Annotated in this window: 22 protein-coding genes, 1 other RNA gene and 1 pseudogene; 6 read left to right on the forward strand and 18 right to left on the reverse strand. The window is 35.7% G+C overall.

Features of this window, described 5'->3' with window-relative positions:
• Window positions 1-287 precede the first annotated feature (287 nt).
• The 3 genes from ACKVQX_RS09350 (at window position 288) to istB (ending at window position 5,050) form a co-directional block, all read left to right on the forward strand.
• Complete coding sequence (locus ACKVQX_RS09350) at window positions 288-2,072, forward strand: hypothetical protein (RefSeq protein ID WP_409136247.1); 1,785 nt, start codon at window positions 288-290, stop codon at window positions 2,070-2,072.
• Window positions 2,073-2,775: 703 nt separating this feature from the next.
• On the forward strand, window positions 2,776-4,296 hold the full coding sequence (istA, locus tag ACKVQX_RS09355; RefSeq protein WP_405027609.1) for an IS21 family transposase: 1,521 nt from the start codon (window positions 2,776-2,778) through the stop codon (window positions 4,294-4,296).
• A gap of 1 nt (window position 4,297) precedes the next feature.
• Window positions 4,298-5,050 (forward strand): IS21-like element helper ATPase IstB, encoded by a 753-nt coding sequence (istB, locus tag ACKVQX_RS09360; protein WP_074036667.1) that lies wholly within the window; start codon window positions 4,298-4,300, stop codon window positions 5,048-5,050.
• On the opposite strand, the gene ACKVQX_RS09365 is transcribed toward istB, so the two are convergent.
• The 6 genes from ACKVQX_RS09365 to ACKVQX_RS09390 all read right to left on the reverse strand — a co-directional run bounded on the left by ACKVQX_RS09365 (window position 5,018) and on the right by ACKVQX_RS09390 (window position 9,503).
• Window positions 5,018-5,575: a hypothetical protein gene (locus ACKVQX_RS09365; protein WP_409136273.1), complete on the reverse strand. Its 558-nt coding sequence runs from the start codon at window positions 5,573-5,575 to the stop codon at window positions 5,018-5,020. The genes istB and ACKVQX_RS09365 overlap by 33 nt on opposite strands.
• Before the next feature lie 65 nt (window positions 5,576-5,640).
• Entirely contained in the window at window positions 5,641-5,997 is a 357-nt protein-coding gene (locus tag ACKVQX_RS09370) for a hypothetical protein (RefSeq protein ID WP_409136248.1), read from the reverse strand.
• Entirely contained in the window at window positions 5,994-6,677 is a 684-nt protein-coding gene (locus ACKVQX_RS09375; RefSeq protein ID WP_409136249.1) for a hypothetical protein, read from the reverse strand. Before ACKVQX_RS09375 ends, ACKVQX_RS09370 begins: the two co-directional genes overlap by 4 nt.
• A 526-nt stretch (window positions 6,678-7,203) precedes the next feature.
• Window positions 7,204-7,545, reverse strand: coding sequence for a hypothetical protein (locus tag ACKVQX_RS09380; protein ID WP_409136250.1), 342 nt, complete (start codon window positions 7,543-7,545; stop codon window positions 7,204-7,206).
• A gap of 295 nt (window positions 7,546-7,840) precedes the next feature.
• Window positions 7,841-8,122: a hypothetical protein gene (locus ACKVQX_RS09385; RefSeq protein WP_409136251.1), complete on the reverse strand. Its 282-nt coding sequence runs from the start codon at window positions 8,120-8,122 to the stop codon at window positions 7,841-7,843.
• 445 nt (window positions 8,123-8,567) lie between these two features.
• Window positions 8,568-9,503 (reverse strand): DUF3987 domain-containing protein, encoded by a 936-nt coding sequence (locus ACKVQX_RS09390; protein WP_409136252.1) that lies wholly within the window; start codon window positions 9,501-9,503, stop codon window positions 8,568-8,570.
• Between the two features lie 183 nt (window positions 9,504-9,686).
• On the opposite strand from ACKVQX_RS09390, the gene ACKVQX_RS09395 reads away from it, so the two are divergent.
• The 3 genes and pseudogenes from ACKVQX_RS09395 to ACKVQX_RS09405 all read left to right on the forward strand — a co-directional run.
• Window positions 9,687-10,292, forward strand: coding sequence for a helix-turn-helix domain-containing protein (locus ACKVQX_RS09395; RefSeq protein WP_409136253.1), 606 nt, complete (start codon window positions 9,687-9,689; stop codon window positions 10,290-10,292).
• A 60-nt stretch (window positions 10,293-10,352) separates the two neighbouring features.
• Window positions 10,353-11,189: a site-specific integrase gene (locus ACKVQX_RS09400; protein ID WP_409136254.1), complete on the forward strand. Its 837-nt coding sequence runs from the start codon at window positions 10,353-10,355 to the stop codon at window positions 11,187-11,189.
• Between the two features lie 62 nt (window positions 11,190-11,251).
• Window positions 11,252-11,389: pseudogene (locus ACKVQX_RS09405) on the forward strand (tyrosine-type recombinase/integrase); the annotation flags it as partial.
• A 225-nt stretch (window positions 11,390-11,614) separates the two neighbouring features.
• Here the strand turns inward: ACKVQX_RS09405 and ssrA are convergent.
• The 12 genes from ssrA to ACKVQX_RS09465 form a co-directional block, all read right to left on the reverse strand.
• Window positions 11,615-11,975: a transfer-messenger RNA gene (ssrA, locus tag ACKVQX_RS09410) on the reverse strand.
• 402 nt (window positions 11,976-12,377) lie between these two features.
• Entirely contained in the window at window positions 12,378-12,845 is a 468-nt protein-coding gene (smpB, locus tag ACKVQX_RS09415) for an SsrA-binding protein SmpB (RefSeq protein WP_068451263.1), read from the reverse strand.
• Window positions 12,846-12,905: 60 nt separating this feature from the next.
• On the reverse strand, window positions 12,906-15,293 hold the full coding sequence (gene rnr, locus ACKVQX_RS09420; RefSeq protein WP_409136255.1) for a ribonuclease R: 2,388 nt from the start codon (window positions 15,291-15,293) through the stop codon (window positions 12,906-12,908).
• Window positions 15,294-15,329: 36 nt separating this feature from the next.
• A complete protein-coding gene (locus ACKVQX_RS09425) occupies window positions 15,330-16,076 on the reverse strand; it encodes an alpha/beta hydrolase (protein ID WP_409136256.1) in 747 nt (248 codons plus the stop codon).
• Window positions 16,077-16,145: 69 nt separating this feature from the next.
• Complete coding sequence (gene secG, locus ACKVQX_RS09430) at window positions 16,146-16,373, reverse strand: preprotein translocase subunit SecG (protein WP_068451255.1); 228 nt, start codon at window positions 16,371-16,373, stop codon at window positions 16,146-16,148.
• Window positions 16,374-16,506: 133 nt separating this feature from the next.
• Window positions 16,507-17,442 (reverse strand): glutaminase A, encoded by a 936-nt coding sequence (gene glsA / locus ACKVQX_RS09435; RefSeq protein ID WP_068451252.1) that lies wholly within the window; start codon window positions 17,440-17,442, stop codon window positions 16,507-16,509.
• Between the two features lie 361 nt (window positions 17,443-17,803).
• Window positions 17,804-19,099, reverse strand: coding sequence for a phosphopyruvate hydratase (gene eno, locus ACKVQX_RS09440; RefSeq protein ID WP_409136257.1), 1,296 nt, complete (start codon window positions 19,097-19,099; stop codon window positions 17,804-17,806).
• A 22-nt stretch (window positions 19,100-19,121) separates the two neighbouring features.
• A complete protein-coding gene (gene gpmI, locus ACKVQX_RS09445) occupies window positions 19,122-20,648 on the reverse strand; it encodes a 2,3-bisphosphoglycerate-independent phosphoglycerate mutase (RefSeq protein ID WP_285215380.1) in 1,527 nt (508 codons plus the stop codon).
• Window positions 20,641-21,402 (reverse strand): triose-phosphate isomerase, encoded by a 762-nt coding sequence (gene tpiA / locus ACKVQX_RS09450; RefSeq protein ID WP_068451244.1) that lies wholly within the window; start codon window positions 21,400-21,402, stop codon window positions 20,641-20,643. Before tpiA ends, gpmI begins: the two co-directional genes overlap by 8 nt.
• A gap of 78 nt (window positions 21,403-21,480) precedes the next feature.
• Entirely contained in the window at window positions 21,481-22,665 is a 1,185-nt protein-coding gene (locus ACKVQX_RS09455) for a phosphoglycerate kinase (RefSeq protein WP_068451241.1), read from the reverse strand.
• A 128-nt stretch (window positions 22,666-22,793) separates the two neighbouring features.
• Window positions 22,794-23,798, reverse strand: coding sequence for a type I glyceraldehyde-3-phosphate dehydrogenase (gap, locus tag ACKVQX_RS09460; protein ID WP_338838187.1), 1,005 nt, complete (start codon window positions 23,796-23,798; stop codon window positions 22,794-22,796).
• A 26-nt stretch (window positions 23,799-23,824) separates the two neighbouring features.
• Entirely contained in the window at window positions 23,825-24,856 is a 1,032-nt protein-coding gene (locus ACKVQX_RS09465; protein ID WP_121177077.1) for a sugar-binding transcriptional regulator, read from the reverse strand.
• Window positions 24,857-25,006 lie beyond the last annotated feature (150 nt).

Raw genomic sequence — 25,006 nt, forward strand, 5'->3', positions numbered from 1 at the left:
AAGCTATTAATTTTTAAATACTAATTTCCTATAGCTTTTGGTACCAATTATTTGCTATATGAGTACTAATACTAGCCACTTATATTTATCAACTTTTTATTTCACGATAAATTAAAAGAAGTACTAAATGAAAAAAAGATTGATCAATAGAGATTCTTATTCAGGAGATTCAAGTTTGATTTTTATAATTTTAAGCTACAGTTCTCCGTAAAATATTTTTTTCTATGCTATTCTGATTAAAATTACCTATAATGTACTTAGAAGTAGTTGAAAGGAGTTTGATAAGCATGGCCCAACTTGATGCTTTTATTAATGATTCTAATTTTATAAAAGAAATAAAAGATGCTTTTACTAATTTAAAAGACGATATTAACTTTGAAGATCATAATAGTAAAACAATAATTTCAAATTTACAAGATTTACATGTAGACAATAATCAATTTTTAAACACTCTAATAGAAAAATCAAAAAACTCAAGTGGTATTATCTATGGAGAAAGAGGGACAGGCAAAACCCATCTATTATTATTAGCAAATGATAACCTCAATAGTTCTATAAAAGAACATAAAACTCTATCAATTTATATTAATCTAAAAAATATCTCTTTTCCTGAAAATACCAATTCAGAACTTTTTAATCGTATTTTTAGTATTTACTTGTACGAACAAATACAATTTCAAATTCTTCGATTAATAAAAAATATTGAAGCTGACAATATTTTTGAAGAATTAAAATTACTTTTTAGAAAAAATGATCGGGAAACTATTACCGCTTTAACTGAAGCCTTAATTATGATAATTAACTTTAAAAATATTAGTCGTCTCGGTAATGAAAAAATTTCTGAAATTAGCACTGGTAGCTTATCGCTTGAAAATTATTATAAAGAAATTGATGAAATCTGTAGTAAAGTTAATGGTAGCATTAAAGAAAAAGGGCTTACTTTATCAAGCGAACTATTAAGTAAACAAATAGATGAGTCTTCAGAAAAGTTATCTAAAAACAATGATTATCTATCTTATCTAAATCTAGCTAGTGTCAAAGATAATTTGGTACATTTAATAAATAAACTTTCTTTAAATTCAGTAGTTTTTTATATAGATGAGTGGGAAAAAATATATAACAACCAAAACATACAAGAATATACAGCTAATTTCATAGATAAAATAAATGGCTCTCCTATTTACTTTTGGATAGCATTTGTACCTGGCAGGGGGAATTTACATCAACTAGTTAGAGGTGCAGATTTACCTCATTCTATAAATTTAGATACTTCATTAATTTATGAAGACTCTCTTCATGAAAGAAGTAGATGTATTAACTATTTTAAAAGTCTAGTAAATAAACGTCTGATTAAATTTTTAAATGCATACAACGTTGATTATAGTACCTTGTTTCGAAACGAAGATGTCTTTCAAGATTTAGTGATTGCTTCAATGGGAAATAGTAGAGATTTCGGATTGATGCTTAGTGATTGTATTGACAATTACTTTGCATATAGAACTGACGCATTAACCCAAGGTAGACCTTTTCAGTATATAAACAAAGATATGATAGAATCTGCTGTAAAATCTCGTGGCCAAACTAAAAGAAATAACATCTTATTTAATAATAAAGTAAATGTGATTTTAAAAGACATTGAAGATTTCTGTAGAGAAAAAAAGTCTAGTCACTTTGCAATAGAAATAACAAAGGAAAATATCGAACTTCTTAACACATCGGAATTTTCAGATTTATTTTATCAAAGATTAATTCACATAAGAAAAAAAGACGTATCTAATAAAGTAGAAGATAACGAAAAGCGAGTAAATATATACGCCATAGATTACTCCAGCACTTATTCTCTACATAAAAGTGAAAATCAATTCAATTTTTGGCTAGAATATGCACCAATTCATGATAAAGTCCGCCGATATATTTACTCTCCTCAAGAAATTTATGAAAAGATAAGTCTTTCTGAAGGAGAAAGCATTACCTGTAAAAGCTGTAAATGCATCGTAAATATTAATACTTTTCATAAGCTTTGGGAAAAGAATATGTGTCCTTACTGTACAGGAAATTTATATTCCAATTAATCGTAATTTTAATAATGAGTTTTTAAGAAACCTATATATTTTATTGCAAAAAGGAAGGGTTAATAACCTCTTCCTTTTTTGCTATATTCACACATTTAATGGAAATAAAAATTTTATTTTACAGAATTAATTACTTCATTTACTTTTGGTAACGTATAAAGTCAATTATACTTAACTACAATCTTTCCTCAACAATAAATGATTCATATTTTCCCTTTATATCATCCTAATCTATATGCTGAGATATAGCTGCCGAAATTGAATTATTGCTGAAATTTTTATCGCAAGGAAAGATTGTTTTTATTTGATTTAATGATTTTCCATTTTCTACTTCATATGGACCTATGTTAATCCAACAGGGTATTCTTAATATCTGTTCAAAAGTAACACCATGAATCTCATTTAAACAATCCAAGAATTTAACAATAGTTTCAAACGGTGCTCTACAATATTCTCTGGTAGAAATGTTAAGTTGTTTATTTGTAAAGTGTTTAAATATTTTTTCATTATCTATTGTTATTAACCATGAAAAGTGATTATATAAATATTCTAGCTGGTCTAATTTATGCAATGTATGTAACCGCTAAAATAAAATTAACAGTTTTTGCTCATTTCAATTGAACACTTTTTCACCAATTCAATAGTTTCCTGTAAACTGGAAATATCAGTTTAATAGGAGGCTGTACTAATGGAGGAGAAGCTTGTGTTACATATCGAAATTCATCAATTGCGTGATCGTGGATTAAGGATTGTGCAAATTGCAAAGCGACTAAGAATATCACGTAATACCGTGTATAAATATTTAGATATGTCATTTGAAGATGCAGTAAATGAGTTTAGTCAGACTGGCCGTAAGAAGAAGCTGGATGAATACAAAGATTGGATTGTAGGTTGGTTACTTGAGTTTCCAAGCTTAACAGGGGCACAAGTTTTAGATTGGCTACAAGAGAAATACCCTGAAATTGATGTTGGGGAAAGTACAGTTAGACGTTATGTAAATGAAATTCGCGAAATTTATCAAATTGATAAGGTAGATGAACCCCGTGAATACGAAGCGGTCATTGAGCTGCCACCAGGGAAGCAATTACAAGTAGATTGGGGACAAACTATTCAAAAAACATCAGGTGGTAAAGAAGTGAAATTATACTTCGTTGCCTTTGTGTTAGCGCACTCTCGACATAAATTCACTGTGTGGTTAGATCGTCCTTTTACGACAAGAGATACAATAGCCTGTCACGAAAAAGCTTTTCAGTTTTATGGCGGTATAACAGATGAAATTGTGTACGATCAAGACAATTTAATTGCGGTAAGTGAAAATGCAGGCGACCTCATTTTAACAAAGGAATTTCAACAGTATATAAAAGACCGGAAATTTAAAATCTATCTGTGCCGCAAAGCAGATCCCGAATCCAAAGGTAAAATAGAGAGTGTTGTAAAATACGTAAAATATAATTTCGCTAAAAATCGAATTTATACAACACTTGAGGACTGGAATGAGAGGTCTTTAAAATGGTTAGAACGTACCGGGAATTATAAAGTGCACAATACAACAAAAAAGAGACCTTTCGAAGTGTTTCTCCTGGAAAAGCAACACTTAAAAAAAGTCTCTACACCGCTTCCTATATTAGAAAGCAACCATACAGAAATTATAACAAGGAATGTCAACAAGGACAACACAGTCCGGTACACATCGAATCGATATTCCGTTCCACTAGGAACCTATACGAATTATCCAGTCGTACAAATAGTGCCCCAAGGGCAAAAATTAAAAATCTTAGCACCGCATACTGGCGAAATACTTGCGGAACATACCATCAGTTTAGAAAAAGGCAAGTTGATAAAAAATCTAAATCATGGACGTGATCGCTCTAAGTCGCTCGATGAGTTACAACGAAATGTGCTCACTTTATTTCCATATGATGGGGCCGAACAATATATTCAAGATGTTTGTCATACATACGGTCGATATCGTAGAGATCAATTATTGTTATTCCAAAAAATTGCGAAAGAGAATCCCGAATGGTTATCTGCAGCAATACATAAATGTATTCAAGAAAAGTTATACAGCGCAAATGAGTTCCGAGACGTTGTCGCCTATTTTAAGCGTACAAATATCGAACCTGAGCAGCCAATAACTACTGTAAAAGAATCAAAAGAATCGCTAGCAATAGCAGTTCAAACGAGAGATTTAAAAGAATACATTCAACGTATGGGAGGCAAATAATATGAGTAAAAGTGTGGCAGATATCCAACAGGCATTTAAGCAATTACGTTTAGCAGAAACCGCTGAGGGGCTCCCAGAGCTTCTCCGCCAAGCGGAACAAGTATCGTGGACATATTTAGAATTTATTGATGAACTAACAACATTAGAGCTTAGAAGACGAGAAGAAAAGAGTATCGAAAAGCGTTTATCGTGGGCACGTTTCCCATACCATAAGCCGTTGCATATGTTTCAGTTAGAGGAGCAAACAGCGATTACAGAGCGCCAAATGAAACAGCTGCAGGAGTTCCAATGGTTAGAGCAAAGTTACAATTTAATTCTTTTGGGACCACCTGGTGCAGGGAAAACATTATTGGCCGTAGGCTTAGGCATTGAAGCCATTCAAAAAGGCTTTCAAGTCTATTTCATAACAATGGGAGAATTAATTCAGTTATTGAAAACAGAAGAATTTACACATCGCTCACAAATCCAATTAAAACGTTTGAGAGCATCAGATTTAATTATTATTGATGATGTGATGTATATGGCTTTAGATCAACGGGAAGCCACTTTATTCTTTCAACTCGTACATCAGCTATACGAACAAAGTTCGCTAATATTGACATCAAATCGAAGTCCAGAAGAATGGACAGAGTTAGTGGATAACCAAGGGATGATGACTGCTATTTTAGACCGCCTGTTACACAGAGTCGAGGTCATTCATATGAACAATGAAAGTCATCGTTTAAAACATCAACAAAGAATCTTTACCGAATAAAAAGTGTTCATCCTTAATGAGCAAAAAATGTTCAATTTGGGTTGACGGTGACAATGTATTATTTATTTTAGTAGAACCTTGTATAATTCGAGGAAGAATAAGCATTAAACCAATTATATTTTTATACCCTTTTATTTCAAGTGTTTTTATTATTTCCAGTAATGCTCCTGTTCCAGTTCCTCCACCTAAACCAACTGTCACAAAAATAAAATCACTTTCCTTAAATTGTTCTTCTATAGCTCTTTCAATTTTGATTCTTTCTTTATCCAAAATATAATACCCAACTGCGGGATCAACTCCAGTCCCTTTTCCAGATCCTAAAAGTATTTTCCTTTGGCCCGAAACATTGTTATAACATATTGAATCTTCATCTCCCTTATTCATATTTACCAGAAGGCTATTATAAGGATATTCAGTATCTTTTGAGATGTAATCAGTACATTCTGCAGCAAGTCTAGATCCTCCCATTCCTATTCCAACAAAACCTAATTTTGCGATATTCGCTTTCTTAGTAATTATAAGTATTCATTCCTTTCATTATTGATCTTCAAATTACAGACTAAAATAATACAACGAATAATATTTCTTCTTTATTCAGTAAGATAAACTTCTGCCAAATCCATACGATTACTACCATGTCCTAAATACCCATGAATAGTATCCATAATTTCATTTGTTAGCTTATACAACTCTCTTTGTTGTAAAGAAACCAAATGATCTTTACGATAGCCTGCAGCTTTATTTTCTATCATCTGTGTCATCATGCGCCTACCTTTTAACTCAATGCCATACTTTTCAAATTCTAAATTAAGCAGATAGCGAGCATAGGTATGCCTTAATCCATGTGAACCCTCAACAAGTCCAGCACGATAATAGGCAGATTTTAAAGTATTATAATGAACTGGAACCAAATAATCGTTCTCAGATTTATTTTTTATAAGGTTCATAATTCTTTCTTCATAACCTGGACGACATGGTACTTTACGTGAACGCCCCCCTTAGTAACACCTTTGGCGGAGTTGATTGCTTTCGGGTCATCTGAAGCTATCCAGAATAGTTCATTTTCTTGTCTATGAATAAAAGCACAAATAGTTTTTGAAGCTTCTTTTAAACGTACCCCAAAAGCCATTTGTAGATCCGTACCAATCTTTGCACTAGTAGAAAGTCTTTCATAAATTTCAGCAGCCCTTTCATCTGAAATGGAGCGATTTATTGGTTTATCCCTATTATAAAAATGAAATATTCGTTCTTTAGGAATCCAAGCTCGATTACTGTAGCCTTTAGCATTGGAAATATGCTTCATACCCTTATCTAGTAATCTTAGATTTGTCTCTACGTTAATCAAATGCCTTATTGAGACTTCTTTTTGTTGCATATATTCTATATATTTACGATAATGAGCCTTTTTTAATTTAAATAGATCCTTAACCCCTTGGTCCAACAACCATTTACCAAAGTTCTGGCTAACACTTAAAACTTCTTTCAATTGTTTATAAGAGTGTATTTGAGAGACACCATACTTTTTAGCATCTCTCTTAGATGAACCTACTTTGTTTACTGAATTAATACATTGCTCAATTTGATATTTGAGTCGGTTCCCCCCTCGACTCTTAACTTGATAACCCACACGCTCACACCTTTCATTTGTCCAGAGAGAAAAAATTACAAACGCAGATTAATACTAATACATTCTCTGATGTGTATACGCCTCCTACAGTGATGAAATGTCATCAGTTATTTATTCAGTTGTACTATTTTCGCGTCATTCTCTCCTTTCGCTTTATTCCGAATTTTTTAGCAATCATCCTTTCCTGTTTTTATTTTTTCTGCCATATACATCATTCCTTTTCATTTGTATTCTCATATTTTTGCTACACACATCCCCTTTTACTTAATTTTTTATTAAGCCAAAAGGTAATTATTATTCCTAAAAAGGACATAAAAAATAGCCTTTATAGCTGATCGTAGTTATTTAAAGGGTACATATATCCCTTTAAAGTAGATCAGCCACAAAGGCTGTAATTAGTAAAATCAATCGCAAAACCAATAAACGGTCTGCAAATAAAATAACATAGAATAATATATCATGGAGAAGCAAGTTGTTCCTAGCTAATTTTAGTAAATATACAAAAGAAGAAGACTATACGATACCGTTACTCAAAATATTTTAAGATGATATTCCCTCTATTTTTGTTACGCTCTGCTAAATGCTCCTTAAATTCTACAGACATATTTTTATTCAAAAATAAATCATTTAGAATAACATTCAATATTTTTGCTACATCTTTTTGTCGCTCCAAATTTGCCGCACAAAGTACTTTAGATACACATTCTAAAGCTTCATCACGTTTATAAAAAGGTTTCACATCTTGCACAGTTTTTAATACATACAATGCCTGTTTTGCAGTTTCCTTTCTGTAAGTTGTAGACACCTGTAAGTATTTATTTTCTTTTTCAACCTCTATAAAGAATTCTTCCAACGTTACATTCCTCATTCAGATTCCACCTTTTTCCAGCCTTTTTGATAGCGTCTTTCTGCTCTAAACAATATCTAACGTGCTTTAGCGATGTAAAATATTACACCGGATAATGTTTCTGCTTTATCCAATGATTCCATTGTTTTGTCATAACTTACTCTTTCATTTAAACTTAAAAGGTCAATTATCTTCATCCAATACCTCCTCCCTTTCTTTTTTAATTTTTTAAAAAGCGTATTCGCTTCTCATACCGAATACGCTTTTTATTTGAATGGCTCTGGTTCCAAATTTTGCTCTTCTGACATTTTCACTGTTAAAAGATATTCTTTAGCCAAGTAAAAATTCGAACGAACTGAAATGGTTCAAACCAAGTAATTAAAAACAACACAACGAAGAAAGAAATGAGTGAAATGAATTTTAAAGTTCCTTCTTCCTGGTTAGCAATTGCTATAAAACTTAATACAATTCCTACTAAGAAGGAAATAAAGCTAAAAAGTACAATCAGTTCAGAAAAACCCTCTAGTACCCTATTTAATCCAAATAATAAAAGTCCTATAATCATTAAGCCTATTGACCATTTGCTAAATCGGTTCATATTTTCACCTCCAAATAGAAAGCGTCAATCCAGTAACCATCTCGAACTTTTTATTCCTGATTTAATATATCTTCACTTTTAGTACCTTTAAAAACATTCTTTATTAGGGGAATTAGGGATACTTAGTCCTTTACCAGCACCTAAAAAACAAGGCTATACGTATAATCAAATGGAGTTTTAGGGGTATTAGGGGATAATTAAGTGTTAATATACAATAAAAGTTAATCGCCCTTTTAATAAATAATTTACAATTAAGTTCCCTAATTACCCTATTTTATTTTACCCCTTTAAATTCGTATATTACTACAACAATTTGCAATCCCCTTAAATCTCCCTAGTTCCCCTAATTAGTCTCATAGCAAAGGATTAACAAGAATAACTTCTTTTCTTCCTTCTTTATCTACTTTTATATAGTTACGTTCTTCTAAATATTTAAGTACTATTTTTAATTGATCTGATTTTTAAATCTCTTTTTTACAACCTGCCACATTTCATGCATTTCAATTCTTCCTTGTCCCTTATATTTATCTAATTTTAACTTGTTTAAAAGATATTTAACATCATCTAAATTTTCATTTTCACCAATTATTCCAAATGCTTGTTCAGCATGTTCAATAAAGTAATTTCTTAAACTATCTGCTTTTATCAATGTATCTTTACTAATAGTTTTCTTGATATCATTTATATCTGAACTTGCATTTTCAGCGATATGTATCAAACCGGTAATTCTTAAAATTTGACCACATAATTTACCAAGCCACCCTTTAAAGTCCGGATTGACATCTTGATTTCTCAGCATTCTTTCAATTTCTGTTTGAATTTGAATCAAATATAATTGAGCTTCATCATCCAATGTAATAGGTATCGCTGGTCCAGTTTTTGAATTATTCTCACTTGTATTATTACTAGGTAATTTTAATTCTAATAACTGTCGGACATTCTTTTTATAGGCCATTTCTAAATCATTAGGAATTTCTCTAGTCTCTATTTTTCTACTTCCTATAAATGATTTAGGTAAGAAGAACAAAAATCTCTGAGTTAGCCCACGATTCGAAAAATTTGATGGCAATTCTTGAATAACAGATGGTTGGACATATAGCCCAATAGTTAGAGTAGGATTATTCATTGAAATACTTTTACCACTTGCTCTATCTATCGTTACATTATCTGAAGAAAATGATTTTAAGTAAATATCAATATTAATCTTATCTGAATACCGTCCTGCCATCATTTGAAAAACCTCAGCACCTTCTTTTAGAGACGTCCACTCTTTAGTTATTGGTTGTTTTTTCTCCTCAATCAATGCTTTTCTAGTAGCAGAGATAACCAACTCCTTTAATTGGCATTCTAATTCATCAAAGATATCTAGCTCTAATTTCATTCCTACACCACCTATAAATTTTGTATCAAATAAAGAATTATGCTATTCTATACCATGAAACTAAATTGAATATTCATGATACTATTTGACACTTTTATATTAAATGAAACTTTATGACACTGTAAATGTTTTTCTCGACACTATATGACACTAGAATACAAAATTATAATAAGGAGAGTTTTTATGGGTTTAACATTAGGTAAAAAGATAAAGGAGATTCGTTTAAGTTTAGGAATAAACATGGAGGAATTTGGTGAATTAGTAGATGGAGCAAATAAAAGTCTTGTTTCAAAATGGGAAAATGATAAAAGTATACCTGGAGTTGAGAGACTCCATATTATTGCCAGTTTAGGTAATACTACGTACAAAAATTTACTTGAAAGCTCGAATACAAACTTTATAATCGAAAAAACCCAAAATCTAAGCATAAAATTAGAATTATCATTAAAAGTTTTAGAAAAACTGAAAAAGGATTTAGAAATACTTGAGCAGAGTTCATCTGCGCAGGATAAATCATCTGAAGAATTCGCCAATATATCTCTAGAAATAGCTAGTATTCATGATAGTATATACAATGAAATTTTAAAGATTAAAGAAATTAGAAAAAGTCTTGCTGAGTTAAATGAAATAATTAAACAAGTAGAAATTTATGATGATTTATACCTTAAAAAGACATTCGATTTAGAAAATATTTTTTCTTTAGAAAATATAAGTATAAATAACAAAGTTTTATCACATGAAGAAAAAGAGCGAGCTTTACAAATTTTAAAACTTATTTTTATCATATAAAAAAATTTATCTCCTTTTACAACTCTTGCCCCCACAAGCGAATAAAAAGGAGGAATATTTATGGCAACGATTCAAAGTTATACGAAAAATAATAAAAAGCTTTATAAGTTTCAAATTTATATTGGTACAGACCCTCTTACTGGAAAAAGAATAAAGACTACCCGAAGCGGTTTTAAAACAAAAAAGGAAGCACAAGTAGCTTTATTACGTATACAGCTTGAAATAGAAAGAGGAGACTTTCGGAAGAAGTCTATTGATACCTATAACGACATTTATGAACTATGGATTGAACAATATAAAAACACTGTTCAAGAAAGTACGTTTGTAAAGACAACAGGTATTTTCAAAAATCACATCTTACCATCCATGAGTAACTACAAAGTAGATAAAATCAATGTTCAAGTTTGTCAAAAACACGTAAATGAATGGTTCAATAAATTAAAAAAGTTCCGCATGGTCAAGGCATACGCTTCAAAAGTTTTAGACTATGCAATTACTTTAGGCGTAATATCAAGTAATCCGATGAAACTCGTTACAATGCCTGTTAATATTGAACCATCTCCAGAAGAAGATGCTGAGGTTAATTTCTATACAAGAGAAGAATTAAAGGTATTCTTAGAATGTTTCGAAAAGGAAAGTAATTTCAAAGCTTATACCTTATTTAGATTATTAGCATATAGCGGAATGCGGAAAGGTGAAGCGCTTGCACTGACTTGGAATGATATTAATTTCAAAGATAACGAAATTCGAATCAATAAAGCCTTATCACATGGTGTAAATAATCGTCTTTATATCAAAACGACAAAAAGAAAAAGTTCCATTCGAACTATCAAAATGGATAAAAAGACAATGGATATATTAAACGAATGGAATAAAAACAAAAACAAGATTATTTAGTTTTAGGCTATAACACCTTAAAACCTAAACAACTTGTATTTAGTAATGAATATAACGAATTCTTGCAACCAACAAAGACAAGAAAGTGGATATTACATGTTCAAAAGAAATATAACCTAAAACAAATAAGTACACACAAATTGCGCCATACGCATTGTAGCCTGTTATTTGAAGCAGGTGCTAGCTTAAAGGAAGTTCAAGATCGATTGGGGCATTCGGACGTTAAAACAACAATGGATATCTACACACACGTAACGAAAAAAGCTAAAGATGAAGCAATTCAAAAGTTTACAAAATACATGGATTTTTAAATGCCATATTAAATGCCATTTGTTGAAATTAAATGCCACTCCAGGATATAAGCAAAAAGAAAAAGCCTTGATATACAAGGCTTTTCACACTTATTGAAATCATATGATTTCGTCTTATGGAGACGGCGGGAGTCGAACCCGCGTCCAGAAACTCCAGTACTTAAGCTTCTACGCGTGTAGTTTGTCTACTTGCAAGTTCACGTGACAGTATGCCGACAAACAGGCGTCGTGTACGCTAACCTTGAAATCTCTTCTGTTAGACTAAGGTGGCACCTAACAGCGTATCCCACTATAAGTGAGCCTAAACTACGCTACATGGGCGATAGGGTAGATAGGCAGTTTCAGCAGACTAGGCTGCGAAAGCTAAGTTGTTGTTTGTTTTGCCAGTTATTATATAACTTCCGTTGGTGACGAAGCCGAGACCTCCGACGCGCAACCTAAGCCGAGATATCCCTGTCGAATCCGTAACGTCCCCCTGATATAAATTCCAATCTACTACGCAATACTTTGTCAGCTGCCTTCTCTTGCTTCTATATCTCAGAACTTCTATACGATTTCTTCATAGTGCAGATACACCACAAGTTACTCATACGTCCGTTCTAATCTACTTCCACATGTCAGGATTTCCATATGATTTGCACTGGGCATTTCATCTATCCATTCCTACAGCTGGTATTGGGTGATTGTGAATTTTTCATCCAATGGGCAACATCGTCAGTAGAAAGCGTGTGCCTTCTCAGAGTGCAAATTGGATGATCAAGGTTCATTCGGGATACAGTTGCGAAGTGGCAACTGTAGAATCAGAACGAATCTGATACTGGCTTGATTACTTGAATATTATATGACAAAAATGGTCAAACTTCAAGGAAAATGCCTGTTAGTATTGATTTTTCGCTTTAATTGCTCGATCCATGTTTCGTTTTGCTTCTTTTGCTTTTAGGTCGTGGCGTTTATCGTATGTCTTTTTCCCTTTACCTGTACCGATTAATAGTTTAGCAAAACCGTCTTTTAAGTACATTTTCAATGGGACAATTGTGTAACCGTCACGTTTTACGTCTAAGTTTAGTTGGTCAATCTGTTTGCGGTGTAATAAGAGTTTACGTGTGCGTAATGGGTCATGATTGAAGATATTCCCTTGTTCAAATGGGCTAATGTGCATATTTGAAATGAATGCTTCACCGTTACGAATAAGCACGTAGGAATCTTTCAACTGTACTTTCCCCTTACGGATTGACTTAATCTCAGTACCCGTTAGGACAATGCCTGCTTCAATCGTTTCTTCAATCGCATAATCGTGATTTGCTTTTTTGTTTTGTGCAACGACTTTTCCTGCACCCTTTGCCATGTGTACCACCTCAAATGTGAGCTGCTCCTGACAAATGACTTGTCAGGAGGGTTGTGCTCGTTATTTTTTCTTTTTACGTCCTTTTTTCTTCTGTTGCTTGGCAATGCTCTCGTAGAACTTTTTGCCTTTATGCGCTTTTTTCGGTTCGCCTTCCGTACTGCGTTTGCGTTCTTGTTTACGGGTTTTACCGTTCACTTTTGGACCACTCGGTGTACGGCGAGATTTTGAACTACCACTATTTTTTTGTCCTTCAGACTTCTTCTTCGCACCGCGTCCACCTGCTGTAATGACACGTGTTGGTCTGCCTGATTTCGCACGTGGCGCTGGCATACCGACAACGATAAAGTCGACAGATGATTCTTCTAAGTTCACATCATGTACTTTAACTTTCACTTTGTCACCAATGCGGAAGATACGTCCTGTACGTTCGCCGATCATCGACATTGTACGCTCGTCAAAGTTGTAGTAGTCATCTGTTAGATTACTATTATGCACAAGTCCTTCAATCGTATTTTCAAGTTCGATGAACATACCGAAGTTCGTTACCGAGCTTACGATGCCTTCAAACTCTTCACCGATTTTATCTGACATGTACTGTGCTTTTTTAATCGATTCTGTATCACGTTCTGCATCTACTGCACGGCGTTCACGTTCTGACGTATGGTTTGCGATTTCTTCCATATGTGCGCCCCAATACGCAATCGTTTTACCTGATGTGTCTTTATTAATAACGTATGTGCGTAATAGACGATGCACAATTAAGTCAGGGTAACGACGAATTGGTGATGTGAAGTGCGTATAGAATTCTGTTGATAAACCAAAGTGTCCAAGTGATTCTGGGCTATACTTCGCTTGCTGCATCGAGCGTAACATCATTGTAGAGATTACGGGGTATTCAGGTTGTCCTTCTACCGACTCTAAAATCTGTTGTAAAGCTTTTGGATCCACTGTATCTCCCTTACCTTTTACAAGGATACCGAAGTTTGTAATAAACTCGAAGAAACGTTGTAACTTCTCAGGTTTTGGATCTTCGTGAATACGATAGATGAATGGTAATTTCATGTTGAATACATGTTCTGCCACTGTTTCATTTGCTGCTAACATGAAGTCTTCGATCAACTTCTCTGCCACTGTACGCTCACGAATAACTACATCAACTGGCCATCCTTTTTCATCTACGACAACTGCTGATTCTTTGAAGTCAAAATCTACTGCACCACGTTTTTCACGACGATTTCGTAAAATAGCCGATAATTCTTTCATATGTTCAAACATCGGTACTAACGATTCGTAGCGTTTAATTAGTGCTTCGTCTTTTTCTTCTAAAATTTTATACACATCTGTGTACGTCATACGTTCTGTTGTGTTAATGACACTCTCAAAAATTTCGTGATCCACGACAATCCCTTGTGCATTGATTGTCATTTCACATGACAATGTCAGACGGTCTACTTGTGGATTCAATGAACAAATACCGTTCGATAAACGGTGTGGAATCATTGGAATCACACGGTCAGTTAAATAGACACTTGTTGCGCGGTCATACGCTTCACGATCAAGTGGTGAACCATCTGTTACATAGTGACTAACGTCTGCGATGTGTACACCTAATTTATACGTGCCATCATCATTTTTCGTTACCGTTACAGCGTCATCTAAGTCTTTCGCTGTTTCACCGTCAATTGTCACAATCAGTTGGTCACGTAAATCACGACGACCTTCTAAATCTTGTGGTTGAACTGTATCTGGAATTGCTTTTGCGGCATCTAATACTTCTTGCGGGAAATCCACATCGATATTGTGCTTGTGAATAATCGATAAAATATCGACACCTGGGTCATTTTTATGCCCTAAAATCGCTGTTACAATCCCCGCTGCTGAATGACGACCATCTGGCCATTCTGTAATTTCAACGACGACTTTATGTCCGTCTACTGCACCGAGTGTATGGTTTTTCGCAATGAAAATATCTGTGCCAAATTTTTTATCATCTGGTACAACGAAGCCGAAACCACGATTCGCTTGGAATTCCCCAACGATTGTTGAGTTTCCACGCTCAATGATTTCTACAACTTCACCTTCACGACGATCTCCTGATTTTAATTTCGAGATGTTCACTAATACGGTATCTGTATTTAGCGCGCCATTTGTGGCAGTTGGTGGAATGAAAATATCATCCATACCTTCTTCTTCTGGTGCTACAAATCCGAATCCTTTCGCGTGTCCGATGAAGCGTCCACGTACTTGATTCATTTGAATTGGTAAACCATAGCGATCTTGTCCTGAGCGAACGATGCGTCCTTGTTCCTCTAGTTTTACAAATGCTTTGACCAATTCTTTAAAGTCCTCGGCATCTGTTAGCCCCAGCTGATCCTCGATTTCTGAAACCGTTGAAGGCTTATAGTCCTCTTGTTTCATCAGCGTGAGTATTTGTTGTTCAAAATTCATAAATCTTCCCTCCTTGTACAGCATGTTTGTATTCGATTATTCGGACCAATCTAATGTATTCAAGAAGTCCAAAATATCTTGCTGTAACTCTTTTCTTTCCTGATCTAATGTAATGACATGACCTGAATTCTCATACCATTTAATCGTTTTGTCATTGGATTCGACTGTGTCATAAATATATTGTGCAGAGTGAATATCGATGACCTCATCTTTACTTGCTTGCGCCACAAAGATTGGGGCATAAATCTCATCTACTTGTTCACGTACTTGAATGATTAATTGACGTAACTCTTGTAGTGACGGCATTCCCTGCTCTTTTAAATGCTGTTGTAATGCTTTTTGCTCATCTTCTGTATAAGCATGTGCTCGCCCAAAATCATAGGCATATTTTAACACACCTTCAAACATTTTTTCAGTTGTACGCATCGACATTGGAGCACACATCGTGACGATTCCCTTTAATGGAGCTGTATAACCCAATTTTAGCGAAAATACGCCACCAAGTGAAAGTCCTGCGACGGCAATTTCTTCATACCCCTGTTCTTGTAAAGATTGGTACGCATTCTGTACATCCGCCCACCAATCTGCAGGTCCTGTATGAATTAATTCTTCTGGAGATGTCCCGTGGCCTTTATAATGCGGAGCCATCGTTGTATAACCATTCTTTTGTAAAAAACGTCCAAGCATATGGACATCGGCTGAATTCCCTGTAAATCCATGTAACAGTAGAACTGCACGTGGACCTCCTTCAAAGAAAAACGGCTTTGGTAATGAAATCTTCATAGCACAAACCTCCAATATATAACAGAAAACGCCTAACCTCATGGTGGTTAGACGGTTATCATCTGTTCATTAAAATTTTGCGATAGCGATTGCTAAAACAAAGAAAATAACTGAAAGTACAATGGTGATACGGTGTAACACTAGGTCCATACCACGCGCTTTTTGTTTACCAAAAAGTTGCTCAGCACCACCTGAGATGGCTCCTGAAAGACCTGCACTTTTACTAGATTGTAATAAAACCACGATAATTAATGCGACTGATACAATTAATAATGCAACTAGAATTGCTGTATGCATACATTCCACCTCCTGAATCAAAAAACACGACAACATTGTTCAATTGACAATGTCCTGCTATTTCACACGAATACAATGATACTTCCATTTTAACATGAACTTCGCTTTGTACATAGCGATAAATGTAAATTATTTAGAATATACTTAAATCATATTCAATAGAAATACGTTTTAAAAATTCAATTCCCGCCACACTATTTCCGATTGGATCAATGGCTGGTCCGAATGTCGCAATCCCAATTTTTCCTTGTAAGCCTTGTAAGTCCTCATGTTCTGCTACACTTAAAATACCGCCTGACACACCACTTTTAGATGGTAAACCGACGAATGTAGCGAACTTTCCTGAAGCGTTATACATACCGCATGTCAGCATCAATGCTTTTGCCACTTTCGAAATCTCTTTTGAGAAGAAGCGTTCATTCGTAATCGGATCGACACCGTCATTCGACAAAATCAAGCCAATACGTGCCAAGCTCTCCACTGTTACTTCAATTGCACAATGTCGGAAGTAAACATCTAGCACACTCTCCACGTCGCCTTGTAAAATATGATTCGATTTTAAATAATACGCAATCGAACGGTTTCGGTCCGCTGTTTTAATTTCCGACTCATACACTTCTTGATTAATCTTTACCGGTTTGCCAATCATTTTCCCCATAAAGTCACATAGATGTTGAAACTTCTCTTCGCGATTTTGTCCTGGAAGTAATGAGGTTATGGTAATCGCACCTGCATTAATCATCGGGTTGAATGGTTTACCAAACTCCGTATTTTCTAAACGAATAATCGAATTGAATGAATCGCCTGTCGGTTCAACGTCTACATACTGTAAAACATAATCAAGCGTCATTTCTTCACATGCATAAATAAACGAGATTACTTTTGAAATACTTTGAAGGGTAAAAGATGTTGATGTGTCGCCTGCTAAAAATTGATTTCCATTTTCATCAATCAAGCACACAGCGAACTGGGAAGGGTCCTGCTCATCTAATGCAGGGATATAAGAAGCTGTTTCGCCTAACACAGCTAGATTTTGACTTTCTTGTACATAATATTCTAATGATGCCATTCAGGTCATCTCCTTTCATTCTACTTATTCATACCATTTTTTGCTCTGTGAAGCTAGCTTTTATTGATTTAAAGACTTAAATTTGTTCGTTTTAGGTGAAAATTTATTGGAAGAAGGGGGTAGAGGTTTGTATGAAAGGGACTGATTTAGTCGCGAAAGGGAATTTACCATTTTGAAAGGGACTATTCCATCCACGAAAGGGAATCCTGCACTTTGAAAGGGACTATTCCACTCACGAAAGGGAATCTACCACTTTGAAAGGGACTATTCTACCCACGAAAGGGAATCCATCACCCCACCCCCACCTTCTATCCAACTAAAAAAGGAGCGCGCAAATGCGCACTCCTCTTTTTAGTTTGAATTATTTATCTAAGTTGTAGAATGATTTTAGGCCTTGGTAAACAGCTGTTTTACCTAGTTCGTCTTCGATGCGTAGTAATTGGTTGTACTTCGCTACGCGGTCTGTACGAGATGGTGCACCTGTTTTGATTTGACCAGCATTTGTTGCAACTGCGATGTCAGCAATTGTTGTATCTTCTGATTCACCAGAACGGTGAGAGATGATTGCTGTGTAACCAGCGCGTTTTGCCATTTCGATCGCATCTAATGTTTCAGTTAATGTACCGATTTGGTTTACTTTGATTAGGATTGAGTTACCAACGCCTTCTTCGATACCACGTGCTAATTTTTTCGTATTTGTTACGAATAAATCGTCACCTACTAATTGCACGCGGTCGCCGATACGTTCTGTTAATAACTTGTGACCAGCCCAGTCGTTTTCGTCAAGACCATCTTCGATTGAGATGATTGGATATTTATTTGTTAATTCTTCGTACCAATCAACCATTTCTTCAGAAGTCTTCACAACGCCTTCACCGTCTAAGTGGTACTTACCATCTTCATCTGAATATAACTCAGAAGATGCTACGTCCATTGCTAATTGAATTTCTTCGCCTGGTTTGTAACCTGCGCGCTCAATTGCAGTGATGATTGTAGATAATGCTTCTTCGTTTGATGTTAAGTTTGGTGCGAAACCACCTTCGTCACCTACAGCTGTGTTATGACCAGATTCTTTTAATACTGCTTTTAATGAGTGGAAGATTTCAGTACCCATTTGTAATGCTTGTTTGAATGTTTTAGCACCAACTGGCATTACCATGAATTCTTGAATGTCTACGTTATTATCTGCGTGTTCGCCACCGTTTAAGATGTTCATCATTGGTACTGGTAGTTGTTTACCGTTTACACCACCAATGTATTTGTAAAGTGGTAGACCGTGTACTTCAGAAGCTGCACGTGCTACTGCTAAAGAAACACCTAGAATAGCGTTTGCACCTAAGTTTCCTTTGTTTTCTGTACCGTCTAATTCGATCATTTTGTGATCGATTTCCACTTGTTCAGTTACTGCATAGTTACCGATTAATGCTGGTGCGATGACATCATTTACATTTTGAACTGCTTTTGTTACACCTTTACCAAGGTAGCGACCTTTGTCACCGTCACGTAATTCAACTGCTTCGTATTCACCTGTTGAAGCACCTGATGGTACGATTGCGCGGCCGAATGCGCCTGATTCTGTTAATACTTCTACTTCTACTGTTGGGTTACCACGTGAGTCTAATACTTCGCGAGCGTATACATCTGTAATAATTGGCATGTTTAATAATCTCCCTACTGTTTTAAAATAATGGTGTTCCTGTCATTTCTTCTGGTTGTTTCACATCTAGTAATTTCAACATCGTTGGTGCTAAGTCACTCAACTTACCTGTTTCATTCAATGTGATTCCCTCTTTTGTGACAATCACTGGAACTGGGTTGGTTGTGTGTGCGGTCATTGGATTCCCTTCAAGTGTTACCACTTCATCTGAGTTTCCGTGGTCAGCTGTAATAATGGCAGCGCCACCTTTTGCAAGAATCGCATCAACGATTTCACCTAAACATTCATCCACTGCTTCAATCGCTTTAATTGTCGGTTCAAGCATTCCACTATGACCTACCATATCTGGATTCGCAAAGTTTAAAATGATGGCATCTGTATGATCGTTATTAATCTCAGCAAGCAATGCATCTTTCACTTCATAAGCACTCATCTCAGGTTGTAAGTCATATGTTGCAACTTTTGGTGAGTTAATTAAAATACGGTTTTCACGGTCGAATTTTTCCTCACGTCCACCGCTCATAAAGAACGTAACATGTGGATATTTTTCCGTTTCTGCAATACGTAATTGACGTAAGCCCGCATCTGCAATTACTTCACCAATTGTATTTTTTAAGTTCTCATCGTCAAATGCGATGTGACCGATAACAGTTTCACTATACTTCTTAAAACATACAAATTCAATATTTTTTGGATGTTTCTTACTTAATTCAAATCCTTCGAAGTGCGGATTCGTAAATGCTGTTGATAATTGAATCGCGCGGTCAGGACGGAAATTAAAGAAGATTACTGCATCGTTCGAGTCAAGTGTCGCAACAGGTTGACCGTCTTTTTCAACAACGAATGGTACAACGAATTCATCGTTTGTGCCTTGAGCATAAGATGCTTCAATGCCTTCTTTTGCTGATGTTGCAACAAGTCCTTCACCGTCTACAATCGCATCATAAGCTTTTTTCTCACGATCCCAACGCTTGTCGCGGTCCATCGCATAGTAACGACCGCTAATTGTTGCAAATTCACCCACGCCAATTTCGTCCATTTGACGCTCTGTTTCTTCCACATATGTTAGCGCTGTTTTTGGACCTACATCACGACCATCTAAGAAACCATGTACATAGACATCGTTCACACCTTGCTCTTTTGCTAATTTTAAAAGGGCGAATAGATGCTCATAGTGACTGTGTACGCCACCATCTGATAATAAGCCCATTAAGTGTAGCTTCGAGTTGTTCTCTTTTACGTGTTGAATTGCTTTTAATAAGGCAACATTCGTAAAGAAATCACCATCTTTAATCGCTTTTCCAATACGTGTTAAACTTTGATACACGACGCGTCCTGCACCAATATTTAAGTGTCCAACTTCCGAGTTCCCCATTTGACCGTCTGGTAAGCCAACAGCTTCACCCGAAGCAAGAATCTGTGTGTGTGGATATTTTTCATAGTAACGGTCAAAGTTCGGTTTATGTGCTTGTTTTACTGCGTTACCGAATTCTTCATCACGTAATCCAAAACCATCTAAGATAATGAGTGCTACTGGTCCTTTAGCCATTTGCGCCCGCCTCCAATAATTGTAGGTATGATGCTGGCTCTAAACTTGCGCCACCAACAAGAGCTCCGTCAATATGCTCCATTGATAATAATTCTGCAATATTACCTGGTTTTACACTACCACCGTACTGAATGCGTACTTGGTCTGCCACATCTGCACCGAATGCTTCTGAAATAGCTGAGCGAATTTCGCCACATGTTTCGTTTGCTTCTTCTGCTGTAGCTGTTTTACCTGTACCGATTGCCCAAATTGGTTCGTATGCAATCACAGATTGAATTACTTGCTCTTTTGATAGACCTTTTAAAGCTTCTGTTACTTGTGTTGAAACTTTTGAAACCGTTTGACCTGCTTCACGTTCTTCTAATGTTTCACCACAGCAAATGATTGGTGTTAAGCCATTTTCAAATGCAGCATGTGCTTTTTTATTAACCGCTTCATCAGTCTCATTGAAGTATTCACGACGTTCTGAATGTCCAAGTACAACATACTGAACATCTACATCTGCTAATTGTGATGGACTTACTTCACCTGTAAATGCTCCTTCTAATTCGAAGTGCATATTTTGAGCACCAATTTTCAAATCTGTGCCTTTTGTTGCTTCAACAAGTGTTGGTAAAAATAAGAATGGTGCACAAATGACCGCATCTACTTTTGAAGTAGCTGGAACTTGACCTTTTACTTCATCAACGAACTGTACAGCCTCAGATAACTTTTTAAACATCTTCCAGTTACCTGCAATAATCGGTTTACGCATAGACAAAATCCTCCTAAGATAGTGATGTTGTTGAAAAGACAGACAAGCTAAAATTCTCGCTATGTCTGTCAAATTTTTTTATCGGTCGTTTAACGCAACGACACCTGGTAATTCCTTACCCTCCATAAATTCAAGTGAAGCACCGCCACCTGTTGAAATATGATCCATTTTATCTGCTACATGGAATTTTTCAACTGCTGCTGCTGAGTCACCGCCACCGATAATTGTGTAACCAGCTGTTTCAGCCATTGCCTCAGCTACACCTTTTGTACCGTCTGCGAATTTTTCCATTTCGAATACACCCATTGGTCCATTCCAAATGATTAATTTTGAATTTTTAATTGTGTCTGCATATAACGCAACTGTTTTTGGTCCAATATCTAAGCCCATCCAGTCTGCTGGAATCGCATCAATGTCGACTACTTTAGAGTCAGCATCTTTTGAAAATTCAGAAGCGACTACCGCATCAACAGGCATTAAGAAATTAACGCCTTTATCTTTTGCTTTTTGCATAAATTCTTTTGCTAATTCAATCTTATCTTCTTCCACAAGTGAGTTACCAATTTCGTGACCTTGAGCCTTCACAAATGTATAAGCTAAGCCACCACCGATGATTAAATTATCTACTTTATCAAGTAAATGATCAATTACGCCGATTTTATCTTTTACTTTTGCGCCACCAATAATTGCTGTGAATGGACGTTCTGGATCTGATAATGCTTTACCTAATACATCTAATTCTTTTTGTAGTAAGAAACCTGATACAGCTGGTAAATATTCTGCAATTCCTGCTGTTGAAGCATGTGCACGGTGAGCCGCACCGAATGCATCATTCACATAAATTTCAGCTAATTCAGCAAATTGTTTTGCTAACTCTGCATCATTTTTCTCTTCACCTTTATGGAATCGTACGTTTTCAAGAAGTACTACATCGCCATCATTCATGTTGTGAACAGCTGTTTTTACTGTTTCACCAACTGATTCGTCTAGTTTGAGTACAGGCTTTCCTAGAAGTTCTGCAAGTCGATTACCTACTGCAGTTAAACGCATATCCTCAACTACTTCACCTTTTGGTCGTCCTAGGTGACTCGCTAAGATTACTTTTGCGCCTTCATCGACTAAATGCTTGATTGTTGGAAGTGCTGCTCGAATACGTGTGTCATCAGTAATTTTACCGTCTTCCATTGGCACATTAAAGTCAACACGGACAAATACGCGTTTCCCTTTCACTTCTACATCATTCATCGTTTTCTTCGGATTCATTTGAAGAAAGCCTCCTTAAAATTTTATATTCGTGTTTTTCATAAAAAAAGGAGAAGTTATTATTCACTTCTCCCCTTTTTCCAAAATACATTATATACAATCTACCACGTAATGGCTAATCTTTTTTATTACAAACCTTGTTTTGCGATATATTCCACTAGATCAACAACACGTGTAGAGTAACCAGCTTCGTTATCGTACCAAGCTAATACTTTTACAAGATTACCTTCTAAAGTCATTGTTGATAATGAATCAACTGTTGAAGAAGAAGTCACACCATTATAGTCGATTGATACAAGAGGTACATCTGAATAATCTAAAATACCGTGTAATTCATTTTCAGATGCTTCTTTTAGTACCGCATTCAATTCTTCTACTGTTGTTTCTTGATTTAATTCTGCTACTAAGTCGACAAGCGATACATTTGGTGTTGGTACGCGGATTGCCATACCATCTAATTTACCTTTTAAGTTCGGTAATACTTTCGCTACCGCACTTGCTGCACCTGTTGTTGTTGGAATCATTGATTGTCCAGCTGCACGTGCACGACGATAGTCAGAGTGTGGTAAGTCTAAGATTTTTTGGTCATTTGTGTATGAGTGAATTGTTGTCATCATACCACGTTTAACACCGAATTTTTCGTCTAATACTTTTGCTACAGGAGCTAAACAGTTTGTTGTACAAGAAGCATTCGACATAACAAAGTCTTTTTTAGGGTCATAATCAGTATGGTTTACACCCATAACAAATGTTGACATGTTTTTACCAGGTGCAGATACGATTACTCTCTTAGCCCCAGCTTCTAAATGTTTACCTGCTGAATCTTGATCACGGAAAAGCCCTGTTGATTCAACTACGATATCTACACCTAAAGCTTCCCAAGGTAAGTTCACAGGATCTTTTTCTGCATAAACGCGTACTTTTTTACCATCTACCACGATACAGTCATCTTCAGATGTAACTTTATTCGGAAGTGTACCATGTACTGAATCGTATTTTAATAAATGTGCAAGCATCGCTGCATCAGTTAAATCATTTACTGCCACTAATTCAATATCATCACGCTCTAAAGCTGTGCGGAAAACTAAGCGTCCAATACGTCCAAAACCGTTAATTGCTAATTTGATTGTCATAATCTGTTCCTCCTGTAAATACATTATTATTTTTGAATAATTTTAAACATTTGTTGTGCTGCTGCCATATCCGTAATAAAGATTGTCTGCTTCGCTGCATTTTTGAAATAAGATAAAATCGCTTTTGCTTTTTTTGTACCACCCGCTATTGCAAGTATAGTGGGACAATTTTTGACCTGCTCTAATTGCAAACCAACTGTCCTTATTCTCTGTACTGCTTTACCCTTTTCATCGAAATAATAACCAAAAGCTTCACCAACAGCACCCGATTTTTGAAGTGCTTGTCTCTCTGCTTCTGATGATTTCCGACGACCAGACATTTCATCTGCAGAACCAATTCCATGAATCACAATCGATGTTTTTTCGTAAAGTCCAAGCATCTCTTGCACCATCGGTTCTTCCTTCATCGCATTATAAGCAGCTTCACTTAAATGCTCCGGTAGATAAAGCGTGCGATAATCATTCCCCGAATTCATTGCAAAGTTCGAAGCGATTGTATTCGCCTGCATTTGTACTTCGACACCCATACCTCCACGTGCAGCAATGAAAGTTAAATCCTTTAAACGATTTGATTTTTGAACAGCGTTTGATACTGCAGCTACCGTACTTCCTCCCGTAACTGCCACAATATCTTGCGGTTTCGCATATTGCTCAAGTTGCGTAACCGCTTCGACACCCATCAACGTCTTAACAGATGGCTCTAAATCAAGGTTTCCATCAACAATAATTACTTTTTTGATGCCAAGTAATTTTTGAAGCTGTGTTTCGAGATCTGAAATCCCTGACCACTCATAAACAAGTGGCTTCAACTTCTCTAATACTTGTACCCCTAATTCCGTAATTGTCATACCTGAACGACTAACATCCATTAATGTTTGTTCTCTGAGTAAATCTGTTTCTTTTCGAACTTCTCGTTCTGGCAATGATAGACTCTCTGCTAAAGAACGACGTCCAATCGGCCCAAGCATCTGAACCATTTGCAAAATACGATAACGAATTTGCAGCGACTCGGCCATTTCAGGCAACATTTTTAATTGTGCCTCCGTGAGTGACAACATAGCTAACTCTCCTATCAGTAGGTCAAAATAAGTCCCATATACTTATTTTTCGTCCCACCTAATGTAAAAAAATATTTCTAAAGATATTATATCAATGTCAGACATCTTTTGCAACAATGGGCACTATTTTATCCCACTTCATATCCTGAA

Origin of the sequence: Kurthia sp. ISK08 (assembly GCF_046159805.1) — a bacterium.
GTDB classification, from domain to species: domain Bacteria; phylum Bacillota; class Bacilli; order Bacillales_A; family Planococcaceae; genus Kurthia; species Kurthia gibsonii.

Bases quoted from the DNA above. Each gene is read 5' to 3' on its own strand.
- ACKVQX_RS09350 (WP_409136247.1), top strand. From the start codon at position 288: ATGGCCCAACTTGATGCTTTTATTAATGATTCTAATTTTATAAAAGAA.
- istB (WP_074036667.1), top strand. From the start codon at position 4,298: ATGAGTAAAAGTGTGGCAGATATCCAACAGGCATTTAAGCAATTACGT.
- ACKVQX_RS09370 (WP_409136248.1), bottom strand. From the start codon at position 5,997: ATGAACCTTATAAAAAATAAATCTGAGAACGATTATTTGGTTCCAGTT.
- ACKVQX_RS09380 (WP_409136250.1), bottom strand. From the start codon at position 7,545: ATGAGGAATGTAACGTTGGAAGAATTCTTTATAGAGGTTGAAAAAGAA.
- ACKVQX_RS09385 (WP_409136251.1), bottom strand. From the start codon at position 8,122: ATGAACCGATTTAGCAAATGGTCAATAGGCTTAATGATTATAGGACTT.
- ACKVQX_RS09390 (WP_409136252.1), bottom strand. From the start codon at position 9,503: ATGAAATTAGAGCTAGATATCTTTGATGAATTAGAATGCCAATTAAAG.
- ACKVQX_RS09395 (WP_409136253.1), top strand. From the start codon at position 9,687: ATGGGTTTAACATTAGGTAAAAAGATAAAGGAGATTCGTTTAAGTTTA.
- ACKVQX_RS09400 (WP_409136254.1), top strand. From the start codon at position 10,353: ATGGCAACGATTCAAAGTTATACGAAAAATAATAAAAAGCTTTATAAG.
- smpB (WP_068451263.1), bottom strand. From the start codon at position 12,845: ATGGCAAAGGGTGCAGGAAAAGTCGTTGCACAAAACAAAAAAGCAAAT.
- rnr (WP_409136255.1), bottom strand. From the start codon at position 15,293: ATGAATTTTGAACAACAAATACTCACGCTGATGAAACAAGAGGACTAT.
- ACKVQX_RS09425 (WP_409136256.1), bottom strand. From the start codon at position 16,076: ATGAAGATTTCATTACCAAAGCCGTTTTTCTTTGAAGGAGGTCCACGT.
- secG (WP_068451255.1), bottom strand. From the start codon at position 16,373: ATGCATACAGCAATTCTAGTTGCATTATTAATTGTATCAGTCGCATTA.
- glsA (WP_068451252.1), bottom strand. From the start codon at position 17,442: ATGGCATCATTAGAATATTATGTACAAGAAAGTCAAAATCTAGCTGTG.
- eno (WP_409136257.1), bottom strand. From the start codon at position 19,099: ATGCCAATTATTACAGATGTATACGCTCGCGAAGTATTAGACTCACGT.
- gpmI (WP_285215380.1), bottom strand. From the start codon at position 20,648: ATGGCTAAAGGACCAGTAGCACTCATTATCTTAGATGGTTTTGGATTA.
- tpiA (WP_068451244.1), bottom strand. From the start codon at position 21,402: ATGCGTAAACCGATTATTGCAGGTAACTGGAAGATGTTTAAAAAGTTA.
- ACKVQX_RS09455 (WP_068451241.1), bottom strand. From the start codon at position 22,665: ATGAATCCGAAGAAAACGATGAATGATGTAGAAGTGAAAGGGAAACGC.
- gap (WP_338838187.1), bottom strand. From the start codon at position 23,798: ATGACAATCAAATTAGCAATTAACGGTTTTGGACGTATTGGACGCTTA.
- ACKVQX_RS09465 (WP_121177077.1), bottom strand. From the start codon at position 24,856: ATGTTGTCACTCACGGAGGCACAATTAAAAATGTTGCCTGAAATGGCC.